Here is a 13,528-nt window from a genome sequence, read left to right as displayed (position 1 = left end):
AAAGACCGCTTCGCGCCAATGACGCGGAGCGGTCTTTCGCCGAGATCGTCCGGGCTATTACCCGATGTTCGCGGACAGGTCCGGGATCATCCGGTAGACCTCATCGGCCCAGTAGTTCCAGTTGTGCACACCCACGGCCGGGAAGTCGTAGGTGACGTTGTTCGCACCCAGGGTGAGCATGCGGACCTGGAAGGCCCGGGTGTTGGCCAGTGCCAGCGCTTCCAGCCCCATCGCGTTGATGGTGTTGAAACTCAGGCCGTCGACCGCGCTCGGCAGACCGCTACCGGCGGAGACCCACAGGCGAGTGTTGTTGGCCTTCAGCCGCGGCGCGAACACGAAGGGGTCCATCCGCAGCCACTGCGGGCCCCACGGCGGCGCCATCGCGTCGATGTTGTAGCCGCCCGCGTCCAGCATCGCCACGCGCAGCGCCTCGCGCATGCCCGGCGCGGAGATGTTCAGGTACCCGGAGTACGAACCGGCGTAACGGAACTGGTCGGGGTGGTAGGCCGCCAGGGTGAGCGCGGCGCTGCCGCCCATGGACAGGCCGAAGACGCCGTTGCCCCTCGGGTTGAACCCGAGCCGGTCGCGCAGCGCCCAGCGCAGGTTGTTGGTGAGGAAGGTCTCCCACTTGTAGGTGCTGGTCTTGCCCGGCCCGCCCGCGGAACCGGTGAGCAGGCCCGAGCCCGAGTTCGCCGAACCGGTGGAGGACGAGCCCGCGCTGCCCAGGCCGAAGAAGTCGCTCGGCCCGTTCCAGTCGGCGTAGAAGCTGGACGGGCCGCCGACCGGCATGACCACGTTGATGTTCCACTTGGTCAGCTCGCGGACGACCTCTGTGTCGATCTCCCAGCCGCTCAGGTCGGTGCGCGCCCGCATGCCGTCCAGCGCGTAGACCACGCGCCCGGTGTTGCCGTCGGCGGCGCGGAAAACGCGCGACTTGATCGGCCCCATCTCGGAATCGACCCAGAAGTCGAAGCCGTCCGGATTGAACGCGGCGGACGCCGGGGCGGCAGGACCTGCCACCGACACCCCGAGCGGTAGCAGAACAGCCAGCGACACCAGCATGGACCGCTTGAGCCAAGAACCTGCTCTTCGAGTTTTAAGACGACGCCCGATCACGCCTCGCATCAGATTTAACCTTTCGTTTGCACAAGCGACAGCGGCAAGCCGTCCACACGGTAACCCGCCCATGCCCACGACCGGTGGACGCCGGGCCGGGCATACGGTCGTAGCGTATATCGGTATCGACACGGTGGCGTTACCAAAAAGAGATAAAGCGGCGTACGCCACTCAATCTACCGCGCAGATCGAGATCACCGGGCCCATCGCGACCGATGGGCCCAGTGTGATTCCGGCGTCAGCGCGGCGCGAGCGGCTGCGGGAACGGATCGACCAGCCCGCAACGCTGGATCTCGTACTTCGGCACCCGGTCGATGCGGTACTTCGCGAACCGCAGCGCATTGCGCAGATTGTGCCGGAAACGCTCGAAGGTGAGCGGATCACGGTGCGAGATCATCAGCGCCTGGGTGTCGGGGCAGGACATCGCGGTGCGCGCCTGGGTGACCCACTTCTCGTCCAGGTACCAGGGCATCCACGGCTTCTTGTCCACCATGCCGGCGTCGACGACGACCCAGTCCGGGTAGAGGCTCTTGTCATGCCCGATCCGGCCGTCGGTGAGCCGGTCGGTGTGCGCCGCCAGCGGATAGGCCAGGCCCATCGGATCGATCACCGGCACGTCCAGCGGCACGTTCATGCTGGTCATTCCGAGATTCAGGAAGTAGACCGTGTGCCCGGCGCCGCCGTCCGGAATGGGCTGCGGTGGCGGAGCGATGTACCAGAACATGAACGAGGGCGAGTTCAGCAGCAGGCCGCCGTCGGGGGTGTTGGTGATGTCGTTGACCATCGCGCGGATGCGCGGGTAGTCCAGGTAGTCCTCGGCCAGGATCGGGTGGTCGTGCCCGGTATTGAGGACGTAATAGACGCGCTCGTCGACGATGCCGGTCGAGGTGATCTTGGTGCCGGTCTTGATCGCGGTGGTGTCGGCCGCGAACAGCGCCCAGCCCGTGACGCCGACGAAGGCGACCGCGAGCGCCGCGAGGGGCCAGTCGGCGGCCGTCGCCGCGCGCAGGCCACCCTGTGGCACCCGGATCGGAAGGACAGCGACAGGGAGCAGCAGCAGGAACAGCTGCGGCAGCAGCATCCGGCCGTGCATGAAGTCGCCGCCGACCCGCAGCGCGTACAGGGTCAGCAGGAATCCGCTCACCAGAACCAAGGTGACCACCGCGCTCGGCGAACGCAGCCACTGCCGGACTCGGCCGGCCGACCAACCGCGCGCCGAGTCTCCCTCGGCAGGGGCGGTGCGGCGCGCCCGTGTGCGCGCGGCGAGCACACCGGCGATCAGCAGCACCAGCAGCGGCGCCCACAGGAAGTACGGACCGACCAGGTCCCAGAGGTAGGTGAAGCCCTGCCCCCACTTCGCGCCGCCCGCGTCCTTCGCGACGGCGGTGTTCGGGTACGGCAGGCCGTAGTAGCCCATCCGCCAGACCTGATAGCCCAGCGGAACCAGCCCCGCCACCACGACGATCACCGCGCGCAGCAGGATCGGGCGCAGTCTGCTCTCCGGCATGGGGGCACAGAAGATCATCAGCAGCGCCAGCGCGCCGACCAGCGTCATCTCGGGACGGATCAGCGGCGCGAGACCGGCGAGGAAGACGAGTCCGAGCAGGCCGGGCACGCGCACCGACTTCGCCTGGCTCCAGCGCATCAGCTGCCACCACAGCAGGCCGATCCAGCAGATCACCAGACCGCTTTCCAGGCCGGAGGTGACGTAGTCGCGGGCCGGGGGCAGTGCGATGTAGACCAGCACACCCGCGGGCAGCAGCAGCCCGGCGCCTGCCCCGCCCCACAGCCGCGCGGAACCGAACATGGCGAACACCACCGCGGCCAGCGACACCGTGAGCGCGACGCCGAGCACCACGTACTCGAGCCGCGCCTGGGTCAGCCAGCTGAAGAACCAGACCAGATAGGTCCACGCGGTGCTGGTGTTGGTTTCGACGCGCTCGCCCTCGTTGAAGACGGGCCCGTTGCCGGCCATCAGGTTGCGCACGGTGCGCAACACGATGAGGCCGTCGTCGGCGATCCACCGCCGCTGCCAGCCTCCGATCGCGAAAAGGACAACGGTGAGCGCGATCCCACCGACGAACATGGTTTTGGATAGACGCGCGAACCGCGACGCGGAGCGGCTCTGCTCATCGGCCTGCCGCTGCGCCGCGTATTCCGTTCGCTCCGCTACCAGCATCTCGTCAGGTGAGATAGACAGCGACACCTACCGCTCCGATCCAGGCGATTGCGAGGAACTGGAGGATGCGGTCCCCCAGCGCGATCTCTTCTGGTTCCCCGGCCTCGCCGCCATCGACGTCGACCGCGTAACGCAGGATTGCGATGGTAAACGGGATCATCGAGATCGCGAACCAGTTGGTGTCTTTGATGCCGTCCTGCTGAAACGCCCAGAGTCCGTAGAACACGACGACCGCCGTCGCGGCCAGGGTCCAGATGAAACGCAGGTAGGTGGGCGTGTAGTACTCCAGCGACTTGCGGATCTTGGCGCCGGTGCCCAGCGCGATCTGCAGTTCCGCGTAGCGCTTGCCCGCCGCCATGAACAGCGAGCCGAAGGCCATGATCAGCAGGAACCACTGCGACAGTTCGATGTTCGCGGCGGCGCCACCGGCCACAGCGCGCAGCAGGAAGCCCGAGGAGACGATGCAGATGTCCAGCACGGCCTGATGCTTGAGGCCGAAGCAGTAGGCCAGCTGGATGCCGATGTAGACCGCCATCACCACGGCCAGGTGCCACGACGCGAGGAACGACCCCGCGATCGATCCGGCGAGCAGCGCCGCCGACAGCAGGTAGGCCAGGTTCACCGGGACGACGCCCGCGGCGATCGGCCGGAACCGCTTGGTCGGGTGCGCCCGGTCGGCCTCCACGTCGAGCGCGTCGTTCACCAGGTAGATGCCCGAGGCCGCCATGCAGAACACCACGAAGGCGATGCCGACGGGCGCGAGCACGTTCACGTCGGTGGCGGTGCCCGCGGCCAGTGGGGCGGCGAGCACCAGGACGTTCTTGACCCACTGCCGCGGACGGACTGCCTTGAACAGACCGCCGGCCAGCGTCTTGGGCGGACCCTTGACTACCGCCTCAGCGAGGTCGGCGCCGGTCGGCTCTTCACTCATGTCAACCAAGGCTCTTTCTTGTGCGGTCACTGTCGAGTCTCTTTTCGGCGGCGAGCAGGGCGGCGGCGGACGCGGCGCCGAGCGCGGAACCGGCGAGCACGTCGGAGGGGTAGTGCACCCCGAGGACCACCCGGGAAAGCAGCATCGGGGGGACGAGCACCGCAGGCAAGGGTAGCCCGGTCAATCTGCCGAGCAACACGGCCGCTGCCGTCGTCGAGGTCGCGTGCGAGGACGGGAAACTGAGTTTGCTCGGCGTCCCCACGTTGACCTGCACCGACGGATCGTTCGGCCGCGGACGGCGGACCACGCGCTTGATGACGATCGAGGCCGCGTGCGCGCCGACGGCGCCCACCGCGACCCCGGCCCACTGTCTGCGCCGCGGCTTGTCCACCAGCCAGCCCGCGGCGGCGATACCGACCCAGCCGAGCGCGTGCTCACCGAAGTGCGACAGCCCGCGCGCCGCGGACACCACGGCGGGCTTGCCGCCGAGGGCGGCCTGCACGGCGTTGATGATCGCGACCTCCGGCGGCGCCTGCTCGGCAGCCGCCGGTCGCGCCGACACCGGGCCGCCGTGACCGTTGGCGCTGTGCAGGTGTGGCTGCACCGCCGCGTCGTCGGCGGCGCTCGCTCCGAGACTCACTGCTGCCCATCCTTCGTGTCGATGCCGAAGACCTTCTCCCACGCCGCGGTGCTGGTCAGCTGCGGGTGAGCGGCGCGGTAGCGCTCCTGCATCTCCGGGAAGCGGGCGGCCAGCTCCTTGCGCAGGCGCATGGCCTCCTTGAACAGGCCGAGCGCCTGACGCGGATCGCGCTTGCGGTAGACGACGCCGCGTCCGTCGGCCGTGGTGACGGTGACGCCGTCGACCTGCGAGAGCAGGAACCAGCGCGCGTCCAGCGTCGGCACGTTCAGCTGCGGGGTGTCGTGATGTTCGGTGTGCGCGGGGCGGAAGTTGTGCACGACGCCCTTGGCCAACCGCACCACCTTGGCGATCGGGTTGGCGGGCTCGCCGACCGCTCCGACGCCGACGTGGCTGGCCAGCGGCAGTTCGGTGGACGAGGGCAGGATCACCGCGTCCGGGTACTGCTTACGCAGTTGGTGCACCGCGCCGAGCGCGCTCGGCAGCAGCTGGAACAGCCGTTCCGGGCCGGCGAGGAAGTCGCGGATGGCCAGGTTCTGGATCGCGACCGTCGAGTACTCCAGGCACAGCAAGTGCTTCAGGGTGGCCTTGATCGTGTTGACGACCATGGCGCGCCCGTTGCCCGGCAGGTGCAGCGAGGCGACCACCAGGCGATTGCGCAGGTGGAAGTACGCCTGCCAGTCGATGGCGTCGTCCTTGTCGCTCCAGGCCATGTGCCACACGGCCGCGCCGGGCAGGGTGACGGTCGGGTACCCGGCGGCCCGGGCGCGCAGGCCGTACTCCGCGTCGTCCCACTTGAGGAACAGCGGGAGCGGCTGGCCGAGTTCCTCGGCGACGCGACGCGGGATGACGCAGGTCCACCAGCCGTTGAAGTCGACGTCGATGCGCCGGTGCAGCAGCTTCGAGTTGTCCCGGTCCTTGAGCGGGTACTTCGAGAAATCGTGGTCGTACTCGACGTTCGGCGCCGCGGTCCACATGAAGATGCCGCGGTCGACGACCTCGCCCATGACGTGCAGGTGCGAGCGCTCCTGCAGGTTGAGCATCTGGCCGCCGACCAGCACCGGCGACTTGGCGAACCGGGCGAAGGCCAGCGCGCGCAGGATCGAGTCCGGCTCGATCTCGATGTCGTCGTCCATGTAGACGATGTACTCGGCGTCGGTGTTCTTCAGCGCCTCGTACATGACCCGGCTGTAGCCGCCGGAGCCGCCGAGGTTGGGCTGGTCGTGAATGGACAGGCGATCACCGAGCGCCGCCGAGGACTCCGCGAAGCCGGGCTCGTCGACGACCTTCCTGGTGCCCTGGTCCGGGATGATGACGGCCTTGATCTTCTCCAGCACCAGCGGATCCGAACCGAGGGCGGCGAGGGTTTTCACCGCGTCGGTGGGCCGGTTGAAGGTGGGCATGCCGACCGCGATGCTGCCCTCGCCGGGCGCCTCGACCGGCGCGTACCAGCCGCCGGACAGCAGCGTGACCGCCGTGTCGGTGGTGATGTCGAACCAGATCCAGCCGCCGTCCTCGAACGGGCCCAGGTCGGTCTCGAATTCCACGATCACCGAATCGGCGCCGGTCGCGACGGCGAATTCCTTGCCCTGCACGTGGATCCGCGAGCCGTCGGCCTTCGAGCGGTACACGTCCACCCGGCCGTGGCCGGCCAGTTCCAGACGCAGCACCACCGAGGGCAGGACGCTCCAGCGCCGCCAGTAGCTCGCGGGCAGCGCGTTGAAGTAGGTGCAGAACGAGACCTCGGACTCCGCGCCGATCGACAGCGACGTGCGCGTGGTCGCGTGCGCGCGCCGGGCGTTGGTCTGCGACTCCTCGACGTAGAGCGTGCGCACGTCCAGCGGCTCGCCCGGCCGGGGCAGGATGATGCGCTGCAGCAGCGACTTCGCGCGGGTCTCGGTGGTCATGTCTTCCAAAATGGATTGGGAGGTCATCGGTGCTCCTACGCCTCCTGGTCCACGAGCGGTGCTCCGTCGGCCAGGTGCGGCTGGAGCACGTTGTCGAACATGCTCAGCGCGCTGCCGATCGCCATGTGCATATCCAGGTACTGGTAGGTGCCGAGGCGACCGCCGAAGACGACCTTCGCCGAGGCGGTCTCCTGCTTGGCCAGCTCGCGGTAGGCCAGCAGCTTGGACCGGTCCTCCGGCGTGTTGATCGGGTAGTACGGCTCGTCACCGGTCTGCGCGAAGCGCGAGTACTCCCGCATGATCACGGTCTTGTCGGTGGGGTATTCGCGCTCCGGGTGGAAGTGGCGCGGCTCGATGATGCGGGTAAAGGGCACGTCCGCGTCGTTGTAGTTCATCACCGAGGTGCCCTGGAAGTCGCCGACCGGCAGCACCTCGGTCTCGAAATCGATGGTGCGCCAGCCCAGCTCACCCTCGCGGTAGTCGAAGTAGCGATCCAGCGGGCCGGTGTAGACGACGGGCGCGTCCGGGCTCTCGGCGCGCAGCTGCTCGCGCACCTCGAACCAGTCGGTGTTCAGCCGCACCTCGATCAGGTCGGAGGCGGCCATGTTCTCCAGCCACTTCGTGTAGCCCTCGCGGGGCAGGCCCTCGTAGGTGTCGTTGAAGTAGCGGTTGTCGAAGGTGTAGCGGACCGGGAGCCGGGTGATGTTGCCCGCGGGCAGCTCCTTCGGGTCGGTCTGCCACTGCTTGGCGGTGTAGTCGCGCACGAACGCCTCGTAGAGCGGGCGGCCGATCAGCGAGATGGCCTTCTCCTCGAGGTTCTGCGCGTCCTTGGTCTCGATCTCCGCGGCCTGCTCCGCGATCAGCGTGCGGGCTTCTTCCGGCGAGAAGTAGCGGCCGAAGAACTGGGAGACCAGACCGAGGCCCATCGGGAACTGGTAGGCCTGACCCTTGTGCATCGCGAAGACGCGGTGCTGGTAGCCGGTGAACTCGGTGAACTGCGTGACGTAATCCCACACCCGCTTGTTCGACGTGTGGAACAGGTGGGCGCCGTACTTGTGGATCTCGATCCCGGTTTCCGGATCCGGCTCGGAATAGGCGTTGCCACCGAGGTGGTGGCGCCGTTCGATCACCAGAACCCGTTTACCCAGCACGGTGGCGGCGCGTTCGGCAACGGTCAGCCCGAAGAATCCGGAGCCGACGACGATCAGATCGAACTGTGAGGCGGAATGGACGGAGTTACCCGGGGACGATGCGACGGTCACGGGAGCCCAGAGTATCGGAAGTCCTCGCCGCGTCCGGGTGGAGTCGGAAGTGCGCTGAGCGGCACCGCTCACCGCACCCGATTTCACGCCTCCGACCTCCTGATTTCGCCCGATGTTTGCCGAAATGGGCTTCGCCGGCAACCGGCGTGCTGTTTACTCCCCTGGCCGGATGATCGCGTCCGCTTCGCGGCGTTGTCCGTTCCCATCGGCCGCCGCGAACCGGGACGCGATCCAAGGGCTTCCTTCGTGTGGGCTGCGCTCAGGCCGGGAAACCGACGTCGAGCTCGACCTTGTCCCGCTCGGTGTACAGCCGCCAGTAGTGGTCACCGAGTTCGTCGCCGCTCATCCGGACGATCTCCAGGCCCTCGGGAATCACCTCCGGGTGCTCGTCGACGATCTGCGCGGCTTTGCTGCGGTCGATCAGCGCGCCGATATTGAGCAGCCCGACGTAGACGCCGGTGCCGCGCAGTTCCACCTCGAGCTGGCGCAGGTAACCGCGCTGCGCGGCCAGCGCGATACCGAAGTGCGCCAGATAGGGCGCCACGAAATGCTCGGACGAGCCCGACGAGAACAGCAGCGCGCCGTCGCCTCGCGCCACCATTCCCGGCGCCAGCGCCCTCGTCATCAGGATCGGTGAGTGCAGCTTCAGCGCGATCGGCGCATCGAGGGAGGGGAGGTCCACCTCGAGGGTGGAGGGCAGCCGGTCGCTCATATTGCCCGCCGCGCCGTGCATCGCCACGTCGATCGGCCCGAAGGTCGCCTCGATTTTCTCGATCACGCCCGTGACCTGCGCGGCGACGGTCACGTCCGCCGGGAAGGCGGCGGCCTCGATGCCTTCGGCCGTCAGCTCCTCGGCATGCCACCGCGCCTTCTCGGGATCGCGCCCGATGACCGCCACGCGGAACCCTTCGCGTCCGAATCTGCGCCCGGTGCCGACCCCGAGGCCGGGGCCGTACCCGAAGATCGCGATGGTCTTGGTCATTTTCACTCCCGGATAAGTTGAGCCATGGTTCAAGTTCGCGCTCGACGTTAGCCTAAGTTGAACCCATGCTCAACATATATGGGGCGTCCGATTTGTAGGATCGGCGCGTGGACAAGCCGTTACGCAGCGATGCCCAGCGCAACCGGGACGCGCTCGTGAACGCCGCCCGCGCCGTCTTCACCGAACGCGGCCTCGACGCACCGCTGAAGGAGATCGCCGCCCGCGCGGGCGTCGCCATCGGCACGCTCTACAACCGCTTCCCCACCCGCGACGACCTCATCGCGGCGGCGGTCGAGGACCGGATCGAAGCGGGCAGCCGCATCGCCGAAGACGCGCTGGCCATCGACGACCCGTGGGCGTCGTTCGTCTACCTGGTGGAGCAGGTCTGCGCCTTGCAAGCCGCCGACCGGCTGCTCAGCGAACTCGCCGTGCGGGCGGCCCCCAGCCACGCCATCGCCCGAGCCCAGGAATACGGCCACGGCCTGATGCGCCGGATCATCACCCGTGCGCAGGAAGCCGGGGTGCTGCGCGACGACTGGGTACTGGAGGACATCGCCTTCATCACCTGGTCACACACCAGGATCGTGGAGGCGACAAGTCAGATCGCCCCCGAAGCCTGGCGCCGTAACCTCGGCCTCGTACTCGACGGCCTACGCGCGGAGGCCGCTCATCCTCTTCCGGTGCCGCCGATCACCGAAGACCAATTGATGCATGCGCTCGGACGCGACGACGACCAGGCCTAGCGACGCCGTGACGTGGCTATGGCGTCGCGGCGAGCGAGCCGGACCGCGCGTCAGTGCGGCGGTAGCGACTGCGGTGCGGGATGGGGGCCGAACTGCGGCGGCGGTGACTGATGGCCGGGCTGCGGCGCCGGTGACTGGTGACCGAACTGCGGCATCGGTGACTGGTGACCGAACTGCGGCGGCGCGGGCATGGCTGACACCGTGGGGCGGGCCGGCGGACTGGTCGCGATCGTGACGAACGCGACCGAGCAGAAAGCGGCCCCGACGATCAGGTAGAGAGACGAGGCGGACGACTGCGCCGACAAGCCGTACTGTCCGCCATAGGTCGCGGCGATCAGACCGCCGACGAATCCCCATGCGGACCCGATCAGCACCGCAGGCCGTCCGGCCGGCTTGCCGAGCAGCAGGAGAATCCCCCCGGCGAGCAGGACAAGTGCCAGCAGGGCGGACACCCCGAGCAACGTCTCCTGCACGTGACGAATGTTGGTCGCGGCCCACCAGGCGTCGAAATCCTTGACCGAGTCCGGGGTTCGAATGGAAGAGCGGTGCAGTAGCTTGATGCCCAACAGTGCACCGACGCAGATCCCGCCGCCGCCGAGACATGCCGCGATCACCGCCAACGCGGCCTGCCACGTCGACGGCGCTCCGCTGCCGCCCTGTACCTCGGGCCGCGCGTACGAATTGTTCATCGAACCCCCCTTGTGGCATCGAACCTTACCGCGCCGCGCCCACGCCGAGCGACCCGAAAGCCACTCCTGCACAGCGCAGCGGGCAGCGCTGGATCACCGAACGACCGGTGGCCGGTACGCGTGCACGCGTACCGGCCACCGGAGGGTTGTGATTTACAGCCGCCGCTCGGCGTAGACCTTCATCGCGTCGCGCACGAACTCGGCGGTGCCCGCGCCGTGCACGTCGTAGTTGACCGCGAATCGCGGGTCGGCCACGTACATCTCACCGAGGTTGACGAACGCCTCCTTCACCACCGGACGGCCCTGCCAGCCGATGCCGATCCAGTCGTAGTGACGCTGGACGACGGCCTGCACCTCGTCGCTGTCCGGGGTGAGCCCGTCGGCGTGCGCCCGGCCGTAGTCGGCGGCGATGTCGAGATGGGTCTGCTGGAAGGTCTTCTTGTCCGCGTCGGACATCGAGCGCCACCAGCGGTCACCGCTCTCGTAGGCCTCCTTGCCCCAGCGTTCGATCACCTCGTCCTTGTACTTCGTGTGGTCGAAGCCGTCGAAAACTTCTGCTGCCACGAGTTGTTCACCTCTTTCCGTCTTGTGCAGGGTGGTTTGCACCGACTCGATCTGCCGCCGGATCCGATCCTGTTCCTGCCGCAGCAGTTCCAGGTGCGTGCGCAGCGCGGCGGCGGTGTCCTGCTCTCCGGCGAGGACTTCGGCGATGACCGGAAGGCCGAGGCCGAGTTCCCGCAGCAGCAGGATGCGTTGCAACCGCACGAGGGAGCCCTGGTCGTAATAGCGGTAGCCGTTGGCGCCGATCCGGCTGGGCGGCAACAGCCCCAGCTGCCCGTAATGGCGCAGCGTGCGACTGGTGGTACCGGCCGCCTTCGCCAGATCCTGAATGGACCATTCCCCGGCTTCCACGACCTGTCCTCCCTTCTCTCTCGTCGGTGTAACCAGCTTGCAAGTTGACGTTACGTCAAGGTCAACCCTTATTCAGCAGGAACTTTCCGGCGCTCAGCGCAGTCCCGGAGCAGGGGCGACCAGTACGGGCGACGGCACGGACAAGCCGGTGCCGTCGGTGCACCGACCGCTCGGCCGAGCAGCGTGCCGCCCAGCGCAATCGCCATACCGAGCATCCGCAGCCCGGTGAGCGCGTGCCCGAGTGCGACCCATCCGATCACGGCGGTCGACACGGGACTGAGCAACCCGCGGAAGGCGAGACCATTACTCACCGCGGGTGCCGCCGAGGGTGGTCATGGTGACCTCAGGCACCATCACCAACCGGATCGACCGGCTGGCGGCCAAACGCCTGGTAGTGCGCAAACCGTGCGCGGAAGACCACCGGGCGGTCCGGATTTTCCTCGCAGAGCAGGGCCGAGCACTGATGGACGACCTGTAGCCCCGAGCACATGACGAACGAACAGCGGTTGCTCGCGGCCTTTGACCGCACCTCCCAAGAGCAGTTGACCTGTTTGCTGCACGTCGGCCGAGTCACTCGGCGACATACCTCGGGAGTGGGCATCCGCGGCGAGGAGCGAGAGCGGACGCCGCACCGAGCGGCGCCGCACTAGCGGGAAGGCGCCTGCCAGGCAGGCGGAGAGGCGGGCGCAGCTCCTGCGGCTCGTGACGAGCCGGCAAGCTCCGCAGGCGAAGGGAGGGCCACACCAGCACCACCAGGCGTAGCTCCACCGCCCGGCGAAGCCATTCCATCCGGAGCCGCAGCATCGCCGATCCGAGCCGCACCACCAGGCAAAACCCCACCGCCAGACTGAGCCGCACCACCAGACTGAGCCGTGCCGCCAGGCTGAGCCGGACCACCAGACTGAGCCGGACCGCCAGACCGAGCCACGCCATCGGGTGCCGCCGCAATATCAGGCAGAGTCTCGCCGCCGGGCTGAGCCGCACCGCCGAACGCGGTAGCACCGCCAGGTGCAGCGGCGCCGGACTGCGCGCCACCAGGCGTGACCGCAACTGGAGAAGACGCACTGCCGGGCAGCGGCGCGGACGGAACCTGCTGCCCCTCAGCCACTTCCGGCACCGGCTGCAGCATGCGGGAGTAGTCCACCACCTGCGCGCCCAGCGTGGACGTCACGATGATGACGCCGTTGGTGTAGAGCCGGTAGGTGCCCGCGCGCCGGGGCAGGATCATCTCCGGCCCGAGCGGCGTACCGATGGTGCTGTTCGCGCCGCCGATCCGGCGGTACTCGGCATCGATCGCGGACTCGGCGGCCGCCTGCTCGCGCGGATCGTCGGGTGGCGCTGTGGTTACCAGCTCGCCGGGCGCGGGTCCGACAGCCATGGTCTGGATGTCCGCGGGTTCCCCGCCACTGGGCGCGGCGGAGTACTCGGTCCGCAGGATCCGGCCTTCGCGCAGCAGGACCGTGGCCGCCGTGGCCGCGACGGCAACTGCCGTCCGCGGGTCCTCCTGCGCGGTACCGGGATACCTCTGACAGTCGGTGGTGTCGCAGGTCTGAGCGTATGGATAACGCTGTTCGGCAAGGGCATACGAGCGCGCCGCGATCGCCTGGGCGCGCAGCGCCTCTGCCGCGCCCTTGTCCGCCCAGTTGGCCTGCACCTCGGCCGGAACCACGCCGAGCAGATAGTCCTCGACGTCCACCTGGTTGATCGTGCGGGCCGCGCCTTCCTCGAGCGCCACCCCGAGCGCACCGCGGTACGCCGAGCCGCCGCACAGCGTGAGATGTTCTGCCGCAGGACGGTCCGGCCGCGGGTCGATCGGATGTAGCCACGGGTCGTCGGTCCGCGCCTGCCACAGCACGTCACCGTCACAGCCGACGGTCACCGCCACGTTCGCGCCGCCACCTGGCAGCGGCGTCAGATGCGCGACCTGGCCGGGCGCGACCTCCCGACCGCCCACGCGCAGACCGGCGGCGGCGAAGGCGTCGAGAGACGAGTCGTCCTGCTCCGCGAGCCGGACGCGAACGGCCGTCGGCGCGATGGTGGAGAGTGCCGCGCCGGGGTAGAAGTGCGCGAGGATACGTTCGGCGGACCACCCGTCGCGAGCGCTCTCGAACGCGCCCAACTGGCTCATGCCCCGTCCATGTCCTGGACCAGCCAGTGTCCGAAACGGGAC

Annotated in this window: 12 protein-coding genes; 2 read left to right on the top strand and 10 right to left on the bottom strand. The window is 68.3% G+C overall.

All coding sequences use genetic code 11. The features are described 5' to 3' along the window. Positions 1-57: 57 nt before the first annotated feature. The 7 genes from ON19_RS00970 to ON19_RS00940 form a co-directional block, all read right to left on the bottom strand. Entirely contained in the window at positions 58-1,125 is a 1,068-nt protein-coding gene (locus ON19_RS00970; RefSeq protein WP_043684870.1) for an alpha/beta hydrolase, read from the bottom strand. A gap of 229 nt (positions 1,126-1,354) precedes the next feature. Beyond that, complete coding sequence (locus ON19_RS00965; RefSeq protein WP_280925636.1) at positions 1,355-3,295, bottom strand: arabinofuranosyltransferase AftB family protein; 1,941 nt, start codon at positions 3,293-3,295, stop codon at positions 1,355-1,357. A gap of 4 nt (positions 3,296-3,299) precedes the next feature. After that, positions 3,300-4,226: a decaprenyl-phosphate phosphoribosyltransferase gene (locus tag ON19_RS00960; protein WP_043684867.1), complete on the bottom strand. Its 927-nt coding sequence runs from the start codon at positions 4,224-4,226 to the stop codon at positions 3,300-3,302. Between the two features lies 1 nt (position 4,227). Continuing rightward, the gene (locus ON19_RS00955) at positions 4,228-4,788 is read right to left on the bottom strand and encodes a phosphatase PAP2 family protein (RefSeq protein WP_051168419.1); all 561 of its coding nucleotides are present in this window, start codon (positions 4,786-4,788) and stop codon (positions 4,228-4,230) included. Positions 4,789-4,862: 74 nt separating this feature from the next. After that, positions 4,863-6,797, bottom strand: coding sequence for a glycosyltransferase (locus ON19_RS00950; protein WP_043684864.1), 1,935 nt, complete (start codon positions 6,795-6,797; stop codon positions 4,863-4,865). Positions 6,798-6,805: 8 nt separating this feature from the next. Next, positions 6,806-8,032 (bottom strand): UDP-galactopyranose mutase, encoded by a 1,227-nt coding sequence (gene glf / locus ON19_RS00945; protein ID WP_043684862.1) that lies wholly within the window; start codon positions 8,030-8,032, stop codon positions 6,806-6,808. 259 nt (positions 8,033-8,291) lie between these two features. Continuing rightward, entirely contained in the window at positions 8,292-9,014 is a 723-nt protein-coding gene (locus ON19_RS00940; RefSeq protein WP_043684858.1) for an SDR family NAD(P)-dependent oxidoreductase, read from the bottom strand. Between the two features lie 107 nt (positions 9,015-9,121). Between ON19_RS00940 and ON19_RS00935 the strand changes: the two genes are divergently transcribed. After that, positions 9,122-9,757 (top strand): TetR/AcrR family transcriptional regulator, encoded by a 636-nt coding sequence (locus tag ON19_RS00935; RefSeq protein ID WP_043684855.1) that lies wholly within the window; start codon positions 9,122-9,124, stop codon positions 9,755-9,757. A 50-nt stretch (positions 9,758-9,807) separates the two neighbouring features. On the opposite strand, the gene ON19_RS00930 is transcribed toward ON19_RS00935, so the two are convergent. Both ON19_RS00930 and ON19_RS00925 read right to left on the bottom strand, forming a co-directional pair. Next, on the bottom strand, positions 9,808-10,446 hold the full coding sequence (locus tag ON19_RS00930; RefSeq protein WP_043684852.1) for a hypothetical protein: 639 nt from the start codon (positions 10,444-10,446) through the stop codon (positions 9,808-9,810). Between the two features lie 153 nt (positions 10,447-10,599). Further along, complete coding sequence (locus ON19_RS00925) at positions 10,600-11,358, bottom strand: MerR family transcriptional regulator (RefSeq protein ID WP_043684849.1); 759 nt, start codon at positions 11,356-11,358, stop codon at positions 10,600-10,602. Positions 11,359-11,695: 337 nt separating this feature from the next. On the opposite strand from ON19_RS00925, the gene ON19_RS41565 reads away from it, so the two are divergent. Further along, positions 11,696-11,836, top strand: a complete 141-nt coding sequence (locus tag ON19_RS41565; RefSeq protein ID WP_169334149.1) for a helix-turn-helix domain-containing protein — start codon at positions 11,696-11,698, stop codon at positions 11,834-11,836. A gap of 168 nt (positions 11,837-12,004) precedes the next feature. Here the strand turns inward: ON19_RS41565 and ON19_RS00915 are convergent, their stop codons facing one another. Further along, positions 12,005-13,486: a SpoIID/LytB domain-containing protein gene (locus tag ON19_RS00915; RefSeq protein WP_051168406.1), complete on the bottom strand. Its 1,482-nt coding sequence runs from the start codon at positions 13,484-13,486 to the stop codon at positions 12,005-12,007. Positions 13,487-13,528: the final 42 nt, after the last annotated feature.

The sequence above is a fragment of the Nocardia abscessus NBRC 100374 genome (genome assembly GCF_000308455.1).
Classification (GTDB): Bacteria; Actinomycetota; Actinomycetes; order Mycobacteriales; family Mycobacteriaceae; genus Nocardia; species Nocardia abscessus.
This window is presented reverse-complemented; position numbering and strand designations above follow the sequence as displayed.